Consider the following 17,301-nt stretch of genomic DNA (forward strand, 5'->3'; position numbering starts at 1 on the left):
CTTAGCCCGGAATTAGAACTTTTGCTCTGCAATTTCAAAATGTTTGACAATTGCAACTTGGTTGCTGTAAATCGGTTATTACCATTGAATTGTTTTGTTTCAAGAATTGCGTGACGAGACGGCGCTGCCCGCATCGCCATGCACCAGCCGCTCGAACACATCCTCCGAGCCCATCTGGCCGCCCTTGAGCATGATCTCCATGCCGTCGAGCGCGACATCGTCGCTGTGCACGCGGCACAGCGACGCGCCGGCGCCCATGTCGGCCACGTAAGAGAGGCCCCAGGCGTCGAGCGCCTGCACGGCGTGGCTCGAGGTGTCGCCGCCGGCAATGCCGACGCGTTGCAGCGGCGCCATGGCCAGCACCCTGGCGAGCAGGTCGCCGCCGGCGCGCGAGAGCGCCTGGGCATCGACCTCGTTGTCGGCCTCGGGGGGCGCCTCTTCGGCGGGCCGGGTGCAGGCCAGCACGTTGCGGCCGCGGGCGAGGCCCTGCGCGATCTCGCGCGCATGCCGCTCCAGCGTGGCCGCGTCGCGCTGCGCAAGGCGCGGCGCGTCGAGCCACACGGTGTCGAATGAGCGTGCGGCCGCCACCTGGCGCGCGGTGACGGGCGAGAGGCTGCCGGCAAGCACCAGCACGGGGCCGCGCGCTGGGCCCGTACGGCGTGGGTCCGCTTGCGCATCGGCTCGCGTGCCAAGTACGCCGGCCAGCGCATCGACCACGCTGCTCGGGCCCACGGCCAGCAGCGTGGCGCGCCGGGCTTCGGCCCACAGCACCTGGCCGATGGCGGCGAGCTGCGGCGCATCGGCCACATCGAACAGCACGGCTTCGGTGGTGTTGCCGGCGTCCGTGCGCAGCGCGCGTTGGAGTGCCTCGCCGAGCGCCACCGGTCCCTGCGACGCGGCCGTGAAAGGAATGGAGCGCACGCCGGCCAGGCCCTGCTTGGCCAGGTGCAGCCTCAGGTCCGCCTCATGCATCGGCGTGACCGGATGCCGGCTCATCGTCGGGTGGCGGTCGATGCGGAACACCTCGCCGCCCGCGCCGGCCGCGGCGAACAGGTTGCCGAACAGGCAGTGCCGGCCGATGTTGGGCTGGCCGCCGACGATCGCGGTCCAGGGCTGTTCGACGGCGCCGCGCAGCGCACGCATGGCCGCGCCGATGGAGCCGATGTGCGGCGCGCTGTCGAAGGTGGAGCAGGTCTTGTAGTGCAGCACGCGCGCGCCCAGCGAGCCGAACAGTGCGGCGACCGGGGCCAGCTCGGCCTGCATGGCTTCGGGCGCCATGGCGCGCGCGGCGCCCGCGATGCCCAGCACGTCGAGTGGCCCGGCCTGCGCGAGCCGCGCCGCGTCGGGCGTCTTCAGGAAGAGCAGGGCACGCAGGCCCGCGCGCGCGGCGGTGCCGAGGGTATCGGTGGCGCCGGTGAAGTCGTCGCCGTAGTAGACGATGGCCGGCGCTTGCGTGGCCGGCATCACGGCTTGCCGAAGAAGGCCAGCGCGCGCGCCAGCTCGGGCGCGCTGCGGGCGGCTTCCTGCAGCGCGGTGCCGGCGCGCGCGGCCGACCAGGCCTGGCGGATGCTGGTGACGCCGGCCGCCGCGCCATCGGGATGCGCGAGGATGCCACCGCCGGCCATGAAGAGCAGGTCGTCGCTGCCGATGGCGGCCCAGGTGGCGGGCACGGTGCCGGCCCACTGGCCGGACGAGAAGGCCGGCATCACGCGATCGTCCGCGGCATCGGTCAGCGGCGTGAAGCAATCGCGCGCCGATTCGATGACTTCGCTTTCGGGCTGCGAGAACTTGCCCTGCAGGCCGTGCACGTGCATGTGGTCGACGCCCGCGAGCCGCCAGAGCGTTTGGTAGGCCTGGAACGAAATGCCCAGGAGCGGATGGCGTGACAGCGCGCCATAGCCGTTGCGGTGGCCGTGCAGCGCCAGGCCGGTGTGGCGGCGCAGCGTCTGCATGCCCGAATGGCCGCACCAGTTGAGGCTGGCCATGACGCACGATCCGCCTTCGCGCTCGACGAGGTCGGCGTGGCGCTTCATCGCATCGGTTTCGTCGGTGATGTTGAAGGCCACCATCACGTGCTTGCCGGTGCGCTGCTGGTGGGCGCGCACCACGGCCATCACGGCGGGCACGCGCTCGGCGAGCGGGGCGTGCGCGGGGTTGGCGCAGACCTCGTCGTCCTTGATGAAGTCGACGCCGGCGGCGCAGAGCCTGGCGACCAGCTCGGCGGTCTCGCCGGCGGACAGGCCCACGTTGGGCTTGATGATGGTGCCGACCAGCGCGCCGCTTGCCACGCCGGTGATGCGCCGCGTGCCCGAGATGCCGGCGCGCGGCATTTCGAACTGCGCGCGGTACGCGGCCGGCAGCTGCAGCGATTCGAGCCGCAGGCCCGTGACTTCGCCCAGGTCGTAGAGGTTGCCCGACACGGTGGCCGCGAGCGTCGGCAGGTTGGCGCCGATGTTCGCCACGGGAAACGAGATGTCGATGTGCGCACGGCGCCACGGGCCGCGCGTGCCTTTGCGCTCCAGCAGTGCGTTGGGCAGGCTCGGCGCCTCGGCCGGCGCAAGCTCGGTGATCGCCTCGACCGTGGCGCGCGCACGTTCGCGCAGTGCGTCGGTCTCGCCCTCCACGCGCGTGAAGGTGCCGCACGATTGTTCGCCGGCCATCACCTCGGCCACGGCGGCCGGGTCGAGCGGCGTCTCGATGAGGTAGCGCGCGCGGATGCGTTCGGCCACGGTCACAGCTTGCTCAGGTCAGGAAAGGGCCGCACCGGCTCGCTGCCGTCCCAGCCTTCGGAGGCGCTGCGGATCAGGTCGAACATCTTGCCCTTGGGCCCCGCCACTTCGGACAGCTCGATCACCGTGCCCGGGTGGTACTCGGTGTCGAAGTAGATGAAGCGGCCGCGCTCGCCCACCTCGCCGCTCATCACGGGCTTGAAGCCCTGCGCGGTGAGGCGCGCGAGGTCGGCGTCGTAGTCGGCCGTCCAGTAGGCGACGTGCTGCAGCCCGGTGCGGCCGGCCTGGAGGAAGTCGCGGTACATCGAGGGCACGTCGTTGCGCGTCTGGATCAGCTCGACCTGCACGTAGCCCGAATTGGCCAGCGCCACCGAGTTGTGGGGCTCGTGCGCCTGGCCGTTGTAGCGGTAGTTCTTGATCGGCACCTTGGGGTTGTAGAACCACGGGCCCACGCCCAGCGTGGTGCTCCAGTAGTCCATGGCGGCCTCGATGTCGTGCACGACATAGCCCAGCTGGCGAATCTCGCCGAGGAATCGACTCATTGCGGTTGGCTCCGTTGATGTGAGTGTGTTGTTGTGGTCAGAACTTGAGAAAACCGGTCGAGAACCACGGGAACGCGGCCACGATCGCGAGGCCCACCAGCATCGCGGCGATGTAGCCCCAGATGTGCTTGATGCCTTCGTCGGGGCTGACCTTGCTGACGGCGCAGGCGCCGTAGTAGCCCACGCCGAAGGGCGGCGCGAACAGGCCGATGCCCATCGCGAAGATCACGACCATGGCGTAGTGCACCTCGTGCACGCCCGCGGCCTTGGCAATGGGAAAGAGCAGCGGCCCGAACAGCACGATGGCCGGAATGCCCTCGAGCACGCTGCCCAGCACGATGAAGGCGACGATCGACACGGCCAGGAAGCCGTAGGCACCGCCCGGCAGCGCGCCCATGACGCGCGCCAGGTCCTGCGAGAAGCCCGACTGCGTGAGGCCCCAGGCCATGGCCGTGGCGCAGCCGACAATGAAGATGATCGCGCCCGAGAGCGAGGCCGTGTCGACCAGCATCGGCTTGAGCCGCTTCCAGTCGAACTGCCGGTACACGAAGAGGCCGACGATGGCCGAGTAGACGATGCCGATGGTCGACACCTCGGTGGCCGTGGCCACGCCCTCGACCACGGCGGCGCGGATCACGAAGGGCAGCAGCACGGCAGGCAGCGCGACCATCAGCAGCTTGCCGATCTCGCGCTTGCTGTGGCGTTGCACGCCGCTCAGGTCTTCGCGCCGGTAGCGCCACCACACCACCACGCACAGCGCGGCGCCCAACACCACGGCCGGCAGCAGCCCGCCCGTGAACAGCGCGGCAATCGAAATGCCCGTGACCGAGCCGATGGTGATGAGCACGATCGATGGCGGAATGGTCTCGGTCTGCGCGCCGGTGGCCGACAGCAGCGCCACCAGGTCGCCGGGCTTGGCGCCGCGCTTGACCATCTCGGGGAACAGCACGGGCGCAATGGCCGCCATGTCGGCGATCTTGGAGCCCGAGATGCCCGACACCAGGTACATCGCGCCAATCAGCACATACGAGAGGCCGCCGCGCACATGGCCCAGCAGGCTCGCAAGAAACTGGATCATGGCGCGCGCCATGCCCGTCATCTCGATCAGCGCGCCCAGGAAGATGAAGAGCGGCACCGCGAGCAGGATCAGGTGCGACATGCCTTCGTCGAGGCGGCCCACCATCACCAGGAGCGGCGTGCGCGTGGTGAGCGCCAGGTAGCCGAAGGTGGCCAGCGCAAAAGAGAACGCGATGGGCACGCCCGAGAGCACCGTGGCCGCCACCACCACCACGAAGAAGATCACGAGGTTGAACTTGCCGAGCGTGGCAAAGAGCGGCGCCGCCAGCCAGAAGGCCGCCACCAGCGCTGCCATGCCGAGCACCGCGACTGCTATCTGCCGGCCCGTGCACACGCGCACGAGGCGCAGCAGCGCCGTCACCAGCATGATGCCGATGCCAGCCGGAATGGCGGCCGCGCGCCAGGCGTTGCTGATCTCCAGCGCGGGCGTGACGATGAACGACTCCTCGTGCGCATAGTCGATCGAGGGCCAGATGATGAGCACGAGAAACGCGACCGACGCCGCGATGGCGAACGCATCGAGCATGGCGCGCGTCGAAGGCGTCACCTTCTGCAGCAGCGCCGTCATGCGCATGTGCTCGCCGCGCCGAAGCGCCACCACCGCGCCCAGCATCGAGAGCCACAGGAAGAGGATGGACGCAAGCTCGTCCGACCACACCAGCGGCGCATGGAACACATAGCGCGACACCACGCCCGCGAACAGCACGCAGATCTCGGCCAGCACCAGCAGCGCGGCAACGGCCTCGACCAGGCCGCCCAGCACGCGGTCGGCGCGCCCGGCCATGCCGCTCAGCGCGTTGGCGGACGGCCCGGCGCCCACGTCCCCGTGCAGGAGGGGCGCCGCCTCGAAAGTGGATTCATGCACCATGGCCGCTCAGGCCAGCTTGCCGACGGCGCCTTCGAGCAGCGCCCACGCCTCGGGGCCGAAGCGACCCTTCCACTCGCCATAGAAGCCCGATTCGCGCAGCTTGGCGCGAAAGCTCTCGGCCACCGGGCGGTTGATGCTGAGGCCCTTGGCCTGCAGGTCGCCCACCACCGACTCGTTGAGCTTCTTGATGTCTTCACGCTGCTGCATGCCGGCGTCGTTGATGGCGCGCGCGACGATGGTCTTGAGGTCGTCCGGCAGTGCTTCCCAGGCGCGGCCGTTGGCAATGAACCAGTAGCCGTCCCAGATGTGGTTGGTGAGCGAGCAGAACTTCTGCACCTCGAACAGCTTGGCCACCTGGATGATGGGGAGCGGGTTTTCCTGCGCATCGACGATCTTGGTCTGCAGCGCCGAGTACACCTCGCTGAACTGCAGGCTCGCGGGCGCGGCGCCCAGGCCCTTGAACATCGAAATCGACAGCGGGCTCACGGGCACGCGGATCTTCAGGCCGTCCATGTCCTTCGCATTGGTGACCGGTGCCTTGCTGCTGGTGGTCTGGCGAAAGCCGTTGTCCCACATCTTCTCGAAGGCGTAGAGGCGCGACTTGGCAATGGCGCCGCGCACATGCGCGCCGAGCTTGCCGTCCATGGCGCCCCACACCTGGCCGTAGTCGTTGAACGCAAAGCCCACCGCGTTGATGGCGGCCACCGGCACCAGCGTGGCAATCACCAGCGCCGAGGGCGTGAAGAACTCGATGCCGCCCGAGCGCACCTGCGCCAGCATGTCGGTGTCGCCGCCGAGCTGGTTGTTGGGGAAGATCTTGATCTCGACCCGGCCCTTGCTTTCCTTGGCGATGCGGTCGGCCGCCTCTTGCGCGCGGATGTTCAGCGGATGGCTGAGCGGCAGGTTGTTGCCGTACTTGTACGAGAACTCCGCGGCGCGCGCGATGCGCGGCACGGCCGACACGATGCCGGCGGCGGGGAGGGCGGAAAGCGTGCGCAAGGCACCGCGGCGGTTCAGGCGAGTGAGCGAGGTCATGTCTTTTGTCTCCAGGATCTTCGGAATGCGGTTGATGCAATCTGATGCACCATTGGATTCGAGCCACAGCGAAGATAAAAGCATGCATGATCCGGGTCAAACTCGATCTTGATGGTTTTTGATGTATGCGGGATAACCCTTCACCTCCTGCCGATGCGCGGCGTGCGCGCGTGGTCGACATTGCGCGGGCCGCGCAGGTGTCGACCGCCACAGTCGACCGCGTGCTCAACCGCCGCCCCGGCGTGCGCGACGCCACGGTGCAGCGCGTGCTCAAGGCCGCGGGCGAGCTCGACTACCTGCCGGGCCCCGAGCTCTATGCCGCGCTCGCGCCGCCGCCGCTCAGGCTGGTGTTCCTGCTGCCGGCCGGCACCAACCGCTTCATCCGCATGCTGGGCGACATGGTGGGCTATTCGCAGGAGCACTGGGCGCCGTTCAACGTGCAGTGCCGCACGGTGTTCATCGAGAGCTTCAATCCGCACGAGCTGGCGGACGCGTTGCGCAAGCATGGCCAGCGTTGCGATGGCATCGCGATGATGGCGCTGGAGCACCCCGCGGTGCGCGAGGCGGTGGCGGCGCTGGCGGCGCGCGGACTGCCGGTGGTCACGCTGATCTCGGACCTGTCCAACTCCGAGCGCGCCGCGTTCGTGGGGCTGGACAACCGCGCGGCCGGCCGCACCGCGGGCTACCTCATCGGCCGCTTCATCGGCGCGCGTGCGGCAAAGGTGGCGCTCATCGCGGGCAGCCTGAGCTACAAGGCGCATGAAGAGCGCGAGGCCGGCTTCCTGCACGTGATCGACGAGATGTTTCCGCGGCTCGAGGTGGTGGGCCTGCGCGAAGGGCAGGACGACGCCGGCAAGAACTACCGGCAGACCCGCGCGCTGCTGGAGCAGTACCCCGACATGGGCGGCATCTACAACATCGGCGGTGCGTCCGACGGCGTGGCGCGCGCGCTGAAGGAGGCGGGGCGCGAGCAGAAAGTGGTGTTCATCGGGCACGGGCTCACGCCCGACACGCGCACGCTGCTGATCGACGGCAGCATGGACGCGGTGATCACGCAGAGCCCGCACACCACGCTGATGAGCTGCGTGCGCATCTTTGCCAACCTGCGCGACGGGCGCGAGGCGCTCAGCGGCGTGGAAACCACCCGCAGCCAGGTGATCTTCCGCGAGAACCTGCCCTAGGATTTTCTCTCGCGCCGAAGCCTTCGATCAGTAGGCCGCGCGCGGCGCGGGCTCTTCGGCCGGCGGCGCGCCGCTGAAGTCGGCCGCGAGCTTGCGGGCCGCGCCTGCGAACAGCAGCACGTCGACACCCACCGCAACGAAGCTGCAGCCCAGCTCCAGGTAGCGCCGCGCCAGCTTCGGGTCGGAGGTCAGCGTGCCCGCGGCCTTGCCCGAGGCCACGATGGTGCGCATGGCGGCCTCGATGGCGGCCTGCACCTCCGGATGGCCGGGGCGGCCGCGGTGGCCCATCGACGCGGCCAGGTCGGCCGGGCCGATGAAGACGCCGTCGATGCCGTCCACGGCGCAGATCTGCGGCAGGTTGGCAAGCGCCGCCACGGTTTCGGCCTGCACCAGCAGGCAGACCTCCGCATCGGCGATGTCGAGGTAGTCGGTGCGTGCACTCCACTGCGAGGCGCGGCCCACGGCGCTGCCGACGCCGCGGATGCCCAGCGGCGGATAGCGCGTGGCCGACACCAGCGCGCGGGCCTGTTCGGCCGTGTCGACCATGGGCACCAGCAGGTTCTTGGCGCCGATGTCGAGCAGTTGCTTGATGAGCGCCGTGTCGCCCTGCACCGCGCGCACCACGGGCTGGGCGCGGTGGGGCGCCACGGCCTGCAATGCGGCCAGCGTCGAGCGCAGGTCGTTGGGCGCGTGCTCGCCGTCGATCAGCAGCCAGTCGAAGCCGGCGGTGGCGCTCACCTCGGCCATGTAGGGGTCGGCCATCGAGAGCCAGAGGCCGATCTGCGGCTGTTTGGCGGCCAGGGCTGTCTTGAAGGCGTTGAGGGCGGGCATGTTTTTTCTTTTCCGTTGGATGTGTGGGGTGGGTCAGTCCAGCTGGCCTTGGCAGACGTATTTGGTGTGCAGGTAGTCGTCCAAGCCGTGCACCGAGCCTTCGCGGCCATAGCCCGAATCCTTCACGCCGCCGAAGGGCGCGGCCTCTGCGGCCAGTGCGCCTTCGTTGATGCCGACGATGCCGGCTTCGAGCGCATCCGCCACGCGCCAGATGCGGCGCACGTCGCGCGAGTAGAAGTAGGCGGCCAGGCCGAAGGGCGTGTCGTTGGCCTGGGCCACGACCTCGGCTTCATCCGCGAAGCGCGTCAGCGGAACGACGGGGCCGAAGGTTTCTTCGCAGGCGCAGGCCATGGTGGCGTCGGCGTTGACCAGCACGGTGGGCGCGAAGTAGTTCGGCCCGAGCGCGGGCAGCCGCGCGCCGCCTGCGAGCACGCGCGCGCCGCGCGAAACGGCGTCCTGCACATGGCGCTCGATCTTCTCGATGGCGCGTGCATTGATCATCGGGCCGATCTGCGAAGCGGGGTCGCTGGCCGGGCCGACGCGCAGCGATGCAACGCGCGCCGCGAGCAGCTCGGCAAATTCGTCATGCACGGCCTCGTGCACGAACACGCGGTTCGGGCACACGCAGGTCTGGCCGCCGTTGCGGAACTTGGCGGCCATCAGGCCGTCGACCGCGGCGTGCAGGTCGGCATCCTCGAACACGATGAAGGGCGCATTGCCGCCCAGTTCGAGCGACAGCTTCTTGAGCGTGTCGGCCGAGCGGCGCGCCAGGTGCTTGCCGACCGGCGTCGACCCGGTGAAGGTGATCTTGCGCACGCGGGCGTCGCCCAGCCACGCGTCGACCACCTCGGGCGTGCGCTCGCGCGAGGCCGTCACGATGTTGAGCACGCCCGCGGGCACGCCGGCCTGCGCGGCCAGCGCCACCAGCGCGAGCGAGGTGAGCGGCGTGTCCTCGGCCGGCTTGCACACCACGGTGCAGCCCGCAGCCAGCGCCGGCGCGATCTTGCGCGCGATCATCGCGGCCGGAAAATTCCACGGCGTGATCGCGGCGACCACACCGACCGGCTCCTTGATGGCGAACATGCGCCGGCCCGGAACAGGCGCGGGAATCACGTCGCCGTTGGCGCGCGTGGCCTCTTCGGCAAACCATTCGATGTAGCTGGCGGCGTAGGCGACCTCGCCGATGCCTTCGGCCAGCGGCTTGCCCTGTTCGCGCGAGATCAGGCGGCCGAGGTCTTCCTGATGCGCGAGCACCAGGTCGTTCCAGCGCTTGAGGATCTGCGCACGCTGCTTGGCCGGCGTGCGGCGCCAGGCGGGGAAGGCGGCGTGCGCGGCATCGGCGGCGGCGCGGGCGGCATCGGCGCCGGAGTCGGGCACCTGCGCGATGAGCGCGCCGGTGGCGGGGTCGGTCACGTCGAGCGTGCGGCCGGCGGCGGCGCACCATTCGCCGCCGATGAAGTTGGCGGTGCGCTGCAGGTTGGGGCGGGTGAGGGTCAGGGGCATGTTCGTCGGTATCAAAAGAAAGTCAACTGACGATGCCGAGGTGCCACGGCACGAATTCATGGTCGCCCAGGCCCAGCGCTTCGCTGCGTGTCCGCTCGCCGGAGGCATGGCGCAGGATCTGCTCGAAGATCCGCTGGCCGAGCTCGGGCACCGAGAGTTCGCCGTCGAGCACCACGCCGCAGTTGATGTCCATGTCCTCCTCGAGGCGCTTGAACATCGGCGTGTTGCTGGCCAGCTTGATGGTGGGCGCAGGCTTGCTGCCGAACATCGAGCCGCGTCCGGTCGTGAAGCAGATCAGCTGCGCGCCGCTCGCGATCTGCCCGGTCACGGCCACCGGGTCATAGCCCGGCGAATCCATGAAGACGAAGCCGGCCTGGTCGATCGGCTCGGCGTATTCGTACACGGCCTGCAGCGGCGTGGTGCCGCCCTTCATGGCCGAGCCGAGCGATTTCTCGAAGATGTTCGCCAGCCCGCCGGCCTGGTTGCCGTGGCCCACCACGCCGTTGAACTGCGCGTTCTGGCCGGCCGTGTAGCGCTCCCACCAGGCCAGCCGGTCGAGCAGCTTCTGGCCGACCTCGGGCGTGGCGGCGCGCCGCGTGAGCATGAATTCGACGCCGTGGATCTCGGGTGTTTCCGAAAGAATGGCGGTGCCGCCGTGGCGCACCAGCACGTCCATGGCCGCGCCCAATGCCGGGTTGGCCGTGATGCCCGAGAAGCCGTCGGAGCCGCCGCACTCCAGGCCGATCTTCAGGTGGTTGGCGCCCACGCGGGTGCGCTCGGCCGCGTTGGCCTCGGGCAGCATTTCTTCCACGGCGCGGATGCCGGCCTCGATGGTCTGGCGCGTGCCGCCCACCTCCTGCATGACCATCGTGCGCATCAGGCGGCCCTGCTGCAGGCCCTGCGAGTCGACCAGCGCATCGACCTGGTTGCGCTCGCAGCCCAGGCCCACGATCAGCACGCCGGCCAGGTTGGGATGGCGCGCATAGCCGGCCAAGGTGCGGCGCAGCACGTCGAAGTGCTCGCTCGGCGACGACATGCCGCAGCCGCTGGTCTGCGCGAAGGCGGCCACGCCGTCCACGTTGGGAAAGGCCGCCAGGCGCTCGGGCGTGAAGTGCGCGGCGATGCGCTTGATGACAGTGGCCGAGCAGTTGACCGACGACAAGATGCCGATGAAGTTGCGCGTGCCCACGCGGCCGTCGGCCCGCACAAATCCCATGAAGGTGGCGCGCTCGGCCTCGGGCACGTAGGCCACCGGCCGCAGGTCCTGGCAGAAGGCCGGGTCGCGGTAGGAGTCGACCAGCGTGAGGTTGTGGCTGTGCACGTAGTCCCCCGCCTCCAGATCGCGCGAGGCCACGCCAATGACCGTGTCGTACTTCTTCACCTGCTCGCCGGCCGCAATGGCGCGCGACGCGATCTTGTGCCCCGCGGGAATCTGCGCGCGCGCCCGCACGCCGAACTCGGCAATCGTTTCGCCGAGGGCGATGGGCGTCTTGGCAACCAGCACGTTGTCGTGCGGGTGCAGGCGAAGCAGGGGGCTGTCGGCCATCAACCTTTCTCCATCAGTTCCTTGAGATTGAGCTTGCGGATCAGCTCGGTCTCCTGGCGGTAGACGGCTTCGACGTACTTGCGGTACTCGGGGCCGTCCTGGTACATGACCGGCGCATCGATGCTGTCGGCCACCTTCTTGAATTCCTCGCTGGCAACGGCCACACGGAACGCATCGCGCAGCTTCTTTTCCACCGCGGGCGGCAGGCCGCGCGGCGCGCCGATGCCGTTGGGTGCTTCCACCACCACGTCGTAGCCCAGTTCCTTGAGCGTGGGCGTGTCCTTGAAGCGCGGCGTGCGCGACTCGCCCCAGGTCGCGAGCAGCCGCAGCTTGCCGCTTTCGACATGCGGCGCCCAGGAGCTGCTGTCGGCCAGCATGTCGACCTGTTCGCCCAGCACATCCTGCAGCGCGGCCGAGCCGCCCTTGTAGGCAATGGCGTTGAACTTGACGCCGGCCGCCTGCGCGAACTGCTCCATGCCCACGTGGGTGGCGCCGCCCACGCCCGCGTGCGCGTAGCTGACGACGCCCGGCTTGGCCTTGGCCTGCGCCACCATGTCGCGCAGCGACTTGAAGGGCGAGCTGGCCGGCACCGCGATGCCGAAGGTCTGGCCCGAGGTGCGTGCGAGGTAGCTCAGGTCCTTGAGCGGATCGATCTGCACGGTGCCGATCTGCGCGAAGCGCGTCACCGAGATGGGGATCTGGCCGATGGTGTAGCCGTCCGGCCGGGCCGAGGCCAGCGCCTTGGTGCCGATCATTCCCGAAGCACCCGCGCGGTTCTCCAGCGCAATGGGCTGGCCGAGCTCGCGCGCGGCGATCTGGCAGATGGCGCGCATCGAGCGGTCGGCGGTGCCGCCGGCGGGCCACGGGCAGATGAAGGTGATGGGGCGTTCCGGGTACTCGGCCGCGAAGGCGCGGCCGGTGGCGGTGGCGAGCGCGGCGGCGCCAAGGCCGCCCAGCACCAGTTGGCGCCGCTGCAGGGTGCGATGCAAGGTCATGCGTATGTCTCCGACGATTGTTGTTCGAGAAAGCTGGGCGCATTCTTCAGTAGACAATCATTGCAATCCAATGAAATAGCGGACTCGCTTCATAGCCCGGAGGTTATGAAGAGGAAAACGCCGCACCCACCACGATGAGCCAGATCGACCGCGTCCTGCGTTCCAACCTCAAGTTGCGCCACCTGCAGATGCTGGTGGCGCTCGACCAGTTCCGCCACCTGGGCCGCGCGGCCGAGTTCCTGTCGGTCACGCAGCCGGCGGTGTCCAAGTCGCTGGTGGAAATCGAGCGCATGTTCGGCCTGGCGCTGTTCGAGCGCTCCACGCGCGGCACCGAGCCCACGCCCTATGGCGAGAGCGTGGTGCGCTTTGCGCGCTCGGTGCTGGCCGACTACGACCGCACGCGCGACGAGATCGCCGCCGTGGCCAGCGGCGCCGCCGGCCGCACCAGCGTGGGCGCCATGGTGGTGGCCATGCCGGTGCTGCTGGCGCGCGCGGTCGAGATGCTCAAGGCCAACTCCTCGCAGACCACGGTGCTGGTGGAGGAGGGCGACCTCACGCGCCTCCTGCCCAAGCTGCGCCTGGGCGAGCTCGACCTGTTCGTCGGGCGGCTGGAGCCCGGCTACGCCGCGCCCGACCTCGAAACCGAGGCGCTGCTTGCCGAGCCCATGCAGGCGGTGGTGCGCCCGGGGCACCCTCTGGCCGCAAAGCGCCGCCTGGGCTGGGCCGACCTGGCGAAGGAGCGCTGCGTGATGCCGCCGCCCTGGGCCTCGTTGCGCGTGAAGCTCGACCAGATGTTCTTTCGCGACGGCGTGCATCCGCCGGCGGACATCATCGAGTCGGCCTCGTTCCTCGCGCAGATCAGCTTCTTGCAGCAGCGCGATGCGGTGGCCTTCATGGCGCGCTCGGTGGCGCGGCATTTCCAGCAGCAGGGCATGCTCAAGGTGCTGGCGCTGAAGGTGCCGATCGAGCTGCCGCCGGTGGGCCTCATCACCATGCGCGGGCGCCGGCGCACGCCCAGCACGCAGCAGCTGATCGAATGCCTGCGGCGCGCGGCCAGGGTGAAGTCCGCGGCTTGAGGCGGCGCCGTGGCTTTCCTGCACCGGATACCCAATTCATGGGAATGCACTCTGCAGTGCCTTCGGCGACCATTCGGGCATGTATTTGCATACCCTGGTCGCCGATCTGCCGCATGCGGACCGCACGGCATTGGACGAGGCCAGCGAACTGCGCGCCTACCAGTGCGATGAAACCGTTCTTGCCTCTGGCGAGTGGACCGACCGGGTCTATTGCGTGGCGAGCGGGCTGCTCCAGGTGGTGAGCCACGGACGCGCGAGCGGCGCCGACGTCGTCACCGACCTGATCTGCCAGCACGACTTCTTCCTTGGCCCTTCGCTCGGCGAAAACCGCTACCAGGCAAAGCACACGCTGGTGGCGGCCGAGGCTTCGTCGGTCTACCTGATTCCCGTGGCGGCCATGCGCGGGCTTTGCGAGCAGCACCCGCAGGTGGCGCTGAAGCTGCTGGGCATGGCCATCGAGCGCACGAGGGCCATGCGCGGGCAGCTCGGGCTCGGGTAGGCACCGGGCCGGCCGCGGCCGATGCGCTATTTGCCCGGCGGCGGGTTGGCCGGCGCCGTCTGCGGCGCGCTTTGGGTCTGCGTCGGCGTCGACGGCTTGACCGGCCCTTCCTCGCGCGTCTGCGTCAGGAAGTTGTAGGCCAGCGCCAGGATGAACACGAATATGGCCGCGCCGATGCCCCAGCGGAACAGCCGCGCATTGTCACGCTCGTCGGTCTTGAGTTGTCGAGAAGACTTCATTCTTGCGATTTCCCTTCAGTGCAGAAGGCGGGGGCCAGGCGCCCGGTCAGGCCGTGGCCTTCGCGCGTTCGATGATGCCGCGCACTGCAAACGACAGGGTGCAGAGATAGCGGGCGTCGGCCGAAAGCGACCGGCTCATGGCGTGGATGAGTTCGTCGAAATCCTCGTCCGCGGGGCCGCTGCCGAGATCGCGGTTGCGGCGGGACAACGAGTCGCGGATCCGGCTCTGGACCTGCACGTAGTCGGCGCGCAGCAGTACGCTGCGCGCGAGCAGTACATCCAGGTTCAGCAGGTCCAAGGCGTTCATGGATGTTCCTTCCAGCGCGGTGTCGACATCAAAGATTCGGATCGCGATCGAAGGTGCCGCGTAGGAACCTTTCGCATGTGAGGTGGCAGCGCAGACTACATCCAGCGGCCGCGGCAAGATGCTGCTTACGGGATTACACGAGCGGTGGCTGGAACTGCTCGAGGCGGCGGCGCCCGGCCACGCGCGAGTTGCCTTCGATCGCGATGTCCGGCTTCGGCCGCCGCGCCGATGCACGCCGGGCGCTGGAGGCCGGCTTCAACGCGCATCTGCCGAAACCCGCTTCGCTCGAGGAACTCAAGGCCGCCATCGGCCGGCTGTGAGAGCTTGCGCTAGCGCTGCGCGCGGAAGATGAAGCCGCTGGCCGGAGCGATCCATTCGGCCTCGCCGGTCGCATGCGCTGCGGGCGCCGCGGCGCAGCCGGTGAACAGCATGCGTTCTTCGGCCAGCAGGAACTGGCGCGCGGGGACGCCCCGATCGGCCGCTTGACTGACGTGCAGCATTGCGCCCGCAAGGCGCAGGGTGTCCCCGGGCTGCGGCCACAGCACGGCAGCATCGGGCCATGCGGATCGAAGCGCATCGAGCGTCGCGGCCGAGGGCTGCGTACCCGCCGCGGTCCAGAGCAGCCACTTCACCTGGCCCGGCGCTGCGTTCTGCGCAAGGCCGTGCGGCAGGGGATCGATCAATGCCCAGTGGCCGCCTTCGCCGCCGACGAAATAGCCGTGATGCGAATCCGCTGCGCCCGCCACGCGCACGACGCGCGCCGACAGCCGCGTGACCAGGCCCGGCTCGAGCGCATAGTGCGCATGGCCCTTGCCGTCGGGGTCGAGGTGGCCGATCTCCTCGTAGGCGGCTTCGTCGATGTTCACCGCGCGGCGGCCCGCAGGCCCGTCGGCCAGCCGCGGCATGTTCAGCACGATCCGCGTCAGCGCCCGCGCATGCGCCATGCAGTCGGCGGCGCTGCCGAAGCCTGCCAGCTCTTCGAGCGTGCGCCGTGTCACGTTCATCAGCTTGAGGCCGCGGCGCGGGTCTGCTGCCTCCGCGGGCTTGAGCCACATGTGCGCCACGGTCTCGCGGCCGTCGGGCTTCACGGCCTGTGCCGGCGGCATCTGCGCAATGAAGAAGCGGGTGTCGAAGCGGCGCGGCATGCCGGGCGGCGTGAGCCAGTGGCTGAAATAGGCCAGCCGGTCCATCGCAAGGCGCCAGCCCTGCGCCTCGCACATGGCCAGCAGCGCATCGGTGCCTTGCTCGGCGGCATGCCGCATCGATTCGAGCCGGCTCGGCGGCAGGCCGTCGAGTTCGACCAGGCGGTCTTCGGCATCGCTTGCAAACAGGACGCCCGCTTCCTCGAAGCATTCGCGCACCGCGGCGGCGTAGTAGTCGAGGCCGCCGTCGGGCAGGCCCAGGCGCGCGCTGGCCGCGGCGTCGTCCAGGCCCTTGCACATCAGGTGCAGGCGGCGGTCGTGCGCGTCGACCACGCCGCCCGGAAAGACGCTGGCGCCGCTGTTCTGGTCGTTGGCCTTCTCGGCGCGGCGCAGCAGCAGCACTTCCATGCCGTCGGCGCCGTCGCGCAGGAGGATCAGGGAGGCCGCGACGCGGATGGGGCGCGGCATGGACGGCGCTGGACCCGGCGGGGTCGTTGTCGTCGAAGGCTTGGCGTTCATGGGCGCCGATTGTCGGGCCAACGACGGCCTCGGGCACCGCGTCAGATCGCGCGCTGGTTCACCCGCCTGGAGAGCTGCTCGGCGCTTTCCTTGCGTTCGCTGTAGCGGTCGACAAGGTAGGCGGCCGCATCGCGCGTGAGCAGGGTGAACTTCACCAGCTCTTCCATCACGTCGACCACTCGCTCGTAGTAGGCGGAGGGCTTCATCCGCCCCGCGTCGTCGAACTCCAGGAAGGCCTTGGCGACCGACGACTGGTTGGGGATGGTCAGCATGCGCATCCAGCGCCCGAGCACGCGCAGCTGGTTCACCGCGTTGAACGACTGCGATCCGCCCGACACCTGCATGACGGCCAGCGTCTTGCCCTGCGTGGGCCGCACGGCGCCCATGCTGAGCGGAATCCAGTCGATCTGCGCCTTCATGATGCCGGTCATGGCGCCGTGGCGCTCGGGCGAGCACCACACCATGCCTTCGGCCCATTGCGCGAGCTCGCGCAGCTCCTGCACCTTGGGATGGTCGTCGGGCGCGCTGTCGGGCAGCGGCAGGCCGGCCGGATCGAAGATGCGCGTTTCGCCGCCCATGGCCCGCAGCAGCCGCGCGGCCTCTTCGGTCAGCAGCCGGCTGTAGGAGCGCTCGCGCAGCGAGCCGTACAGCAGCAGGAAGCGCGGTGCGTGGCGTGCCGGTGCCGCATGGGAGAAGCGTTCGGGCGAAGGCCGGTCGAACAGCCCGGCGTCGATGTTCGGAAGCTCAGGCAGCGCGTTCGACACGGCGGCCCTCCGCATCGATGACCAGCTCGCCGTCTTCCTTGGTGAACGGGCCTTTTTGCGGCGAGGGCAGGATGTCGAGCACCGCTTCCGAAGGCCGGCACAGGCGCGTGCCGATCGGCGTGACCACGATGGGGCGGTTGATGAGGATCGGATGCGCGAGCATGAAGTCGAGCAGCTGTTCGTCCGACCATTTTGGATCGTCGAGCCCGAGTTCGTCGTACGGCGTGCCCTTGCGGCGCAGCAGCGCGCGCGGGGCCATGGCCATGGCGGCGAGCAGTTCGCGCAGCGTTTCCCGGCTGGGCGGGGTCTTCAGGTATTCGATGACGCGGGGCTCTTCGCCGCTGTTGCGGATCATCGCCAGCGTGTTGCGCGAAGTGCCGCACGCGGGGTTGTGAAAGATGGTGATGGAGGGGCGGGTCGATTGCATTCTTGCAATTATGCAACTATT

At 69.2% G+C, this 17,301-nt stretch carries 17 protein-coding genes; 3 read left to right on the forward strand and 14 right to left on the reverse strand.

Going from position 1 to position 17,301, the window contains the following annotated elements:
- Nucleotides 1-99: 99 nt before the first annotated feature.
- From ACAM58_RS09950 to ACAM58_RS09970, 5 genes are read right to left on the reverse strand one after another with little or no spacing between them, the layout of a single operon-like run.
- Nucleotides 100-1,464, reverse strand: coding sequence for a four-carbon acid sugar kinase family protein (locus ACAM58_RS09950; RefSeq protein WP_369664396.1), 1,365 nt, complete (start codon nt 1,462-1,464; stop codon nt 100-102).
- Nucleotides 1,464-2,735 carry a ribulose-bisphosphate carboxylase large subunit family protein gene (locus ACAM58_RS09955; RefSeq protein WP_369664397.1) on the reverse strand — a complete coding sequence of 424 codons (1,272 nt, stop codon included), beginning with the start codon at nt 2,733-2,735 and terminating at the stop codon, nt 1,464-1,466. Before ACAM58_RS09955 ends, ACAM58_RS09950 begins: the two co-directional genes overlap by 1 nt.
- The gene (locus tag ACAM58_RS09960; protein WP_018902920.1) at nt 2,732-3,271 is read right to left on the reverse strand and encodes a VOC family protein; all 540 of its coding nucleotides are present in this window, start codon (nt 3,269-3,271) and stop codon (nt 2,732-2,734) included. The genes ACAM58_RS09955 and ACAM58_RS09960 overlap by 4 nt, the downstream gene beginning before the upstream one ends.
- A gap of 37 nt (nt 3,272-3,308) precedes the next feature.
- Nucleotides 3,309-5,216, reverse strand: a complete 1,908-nt coding sequence (locus tag ACAM58_RS09965; protein WP_369664398.1) for a TRAP transporter large permease subunit — start codon at nt 5,214-5,216, stop codon at nt 3,309-3,311.
- Between the two features lie 6 nt (nt 5,217-5,222).
- Nucleotides 5,223-6,251 carry a TRAP transporter substrate-binding protein gene (locus ACAM58_RS09970; protein ID WP_369664399.1) on the reverse strand — a complete coding sequence of 343 codons (1,029 nt, stop codon included), beginning with the start codon at nt 6,249-6,251 and terminating at the stop codon, nt 5,223-5,225.
- Nucleotides 6,252-6,376: 125 nt separating this feature from the next.
- Here ACAM58_RS09970 and ACAM58_RS09975 point away from each other — a divergent pair, with 125 nt between their 5' ends.
- A complete protein-coding gene (locus ACAM58_RS09975) occupies nt 6,377-7,432 on the forward strand; it encodes a LacI family DNA-binding transcriptional regulator (RefSeq protein ID WP_369664400.1) in 1,056 nt (351 codons plus the stop codon).
- A 27-nt stretch (nt 7,433-7,459) separates the two neighbouring features.
- Here ACAM58_RS09975 and hpaI read toward each other — a convergent pair whose 3' ends face one another.
- From hpaI to ACAM58_RS09995, 4 genes are read right to left on the reverse strand one after another with little or no spacing between them, the layout of a single operon-like run.
- Nucleotides 7,460-8,263, reverse strand: a complete 804-nt coding sequence (gene hpaI, locus ACAM58_RS09980; protein ID WP_018902917.1) for a 4-hydroxy-2-oxoheptanedioate aldolase — start codon at nt 8,261-8,263, stop codon at nt 7,460-7,462.
- Between the two features lie 33 nt (nt 8,264-8,296).
- Entirely contained in the window at nt 8,297-9,766 is a 1,470-nt protein-coding gene (locus tag ACAM58_RS09985; RefSeq protein ID WP_369664401.1) for an NAD-dependent succinate-semialdehyde dehydrogenase, read from the reverse strand.
- A 22-nt stretch (nt 9,767-9,788) separates the two neighbouring features.
- On the reverse strand, nt 9,789-11,312 hold the full coding sequence (locus tag ACAM58_RS09990) for a UxaA family hydrolase (RefSeq protein ID WP_369664402.1): 1,524 nt from the start codon (nt 11,310-11,312) through the stop codon (nt 9,789-9,791).
- The gene (locus ACAM58_RS09995) at nt 11,312-12,307 is read right to left on the reverse strand and encodes a tripartite tricarboxylate transporter substrate binding protein (RefSeq protein ID WP_369664403.1); all 996 of its coding nucleotides are present in this window, start codon (nt 12,305-12,307) and stop codon (nt 11,312-11,314) included. The genes ACAM58_RS09990 and ACAM58_RS09995 overlap by 1 nt, the downstream gene beginning before the upstream one ends.
- Before the next feature lie 134 nt (nt 12,308-12,441).
- On the opposite strand from ACAM58_RS09995, the gene ACAM58_RS10000 reads away from it, so the two are divergent.
- Entirely contained in the window at nt 12,442-13,383 is a 942-nt protein-coding gene (locus ACAM58_RS10000; protein WP_307597035.1) for a LysR substrate-binding domain-containing protein, read from the forward strand.
- 79 nt (nt 13,384-13,462) lie between these two features.
- Nucleotides 13,463-13,882: a Crp/Fnr family transcriptional regulator gene (locus ACAM58_RS10005; RefSeq protein WP_062361951.1), complete on the forward strand. Its 420-nt coding sequence runs from the start codon at nt 13,463-13,465 to the stop codon at nt 13,880-13,882.
- Between the two features lie 26 nt (nt 13,883-13,908).
- Here the strand turns inward: ACAM58_RS10005 and ACAM58_RS10010 are convergent, their stop codons facing one another.
- From ACAM58_RS10010 to arsC, 5 genes are all read right to left on the reverse strand, one after another.
- The gene (locus ACAM58_RS10010; RefSeq protein ID WP_307597033.1) at nt 13,909-14,121 is read right to left on the reverse strand and encodes a hypothetical protein; all 213 of its coding nucleotides are present in this window, start codon (nt 14,119-14,121) and stop codon (nt 13,909-13,911) included.
- 46 nt (nt 14,122-14,167) lie between these two features.
- Nucleotides 14,168-14,428 carry a hypothetical protein gene (locus tag ACAM58_RS10015; protein ID WP_012747090.1) on the reverse strand — a complete coding sequence of 87 codons (261 nt, stop codon included), beginning with the start codon at nt 14,426-14,428 and terminating at the stop codon, nt 14,168-14,170.
- A 329-nt stretch (nt 14,429-14,757) separates the two neighbouring features.
- Entirely contained in the window at nt 14,758-16,038 is a 1,281-nt protein-coding gene (locus tag ACAM58_RS10020) for an NUDIX domain-containing protein (RefSeq protein WP_369664404.1), read from the reverse strand.
- Between the two features lie 92 nt (nt 16,039-16,130).
- On the reverse strand, nt 16,131-16,868 hold the full coding sequence (gene arsH, locus ACAM58_RS10025) for an arsenical resistance protein ArsH (protein ID WP_369664405.1): 738 nt from the start codon (nt 16,866-16,868) through the stop codon (nt 16,131-16,133).
- On the reverse strand, nt 16,834-17,280 hold the full coding sequence (arsC, locus tag ACAM58_RS10030; protein WP_369664406.1) for an arsenate reductase (glutaredoxin): 447 nt from the start codon (nt 17,278-17,280) through the stop codon (nt 16,834-16,836). The genes arsH and arsC overlap by 35 nt, the downstream gene beginning before the upstream one ends.
- Between the last annotated feature and the right edge of the window lie 21 nt (nt 17,281-17,301).

It is taken from the genome of Variovorax sp. V116 (assembly GCF_041154435.1).
Classification (GTDB): Bacteria; Pseudomonadota; Gammaproteobacteria; order Burkholderiales; family Burkholderiaceae_C; genus Variovorax; species Variovorax paradoxus.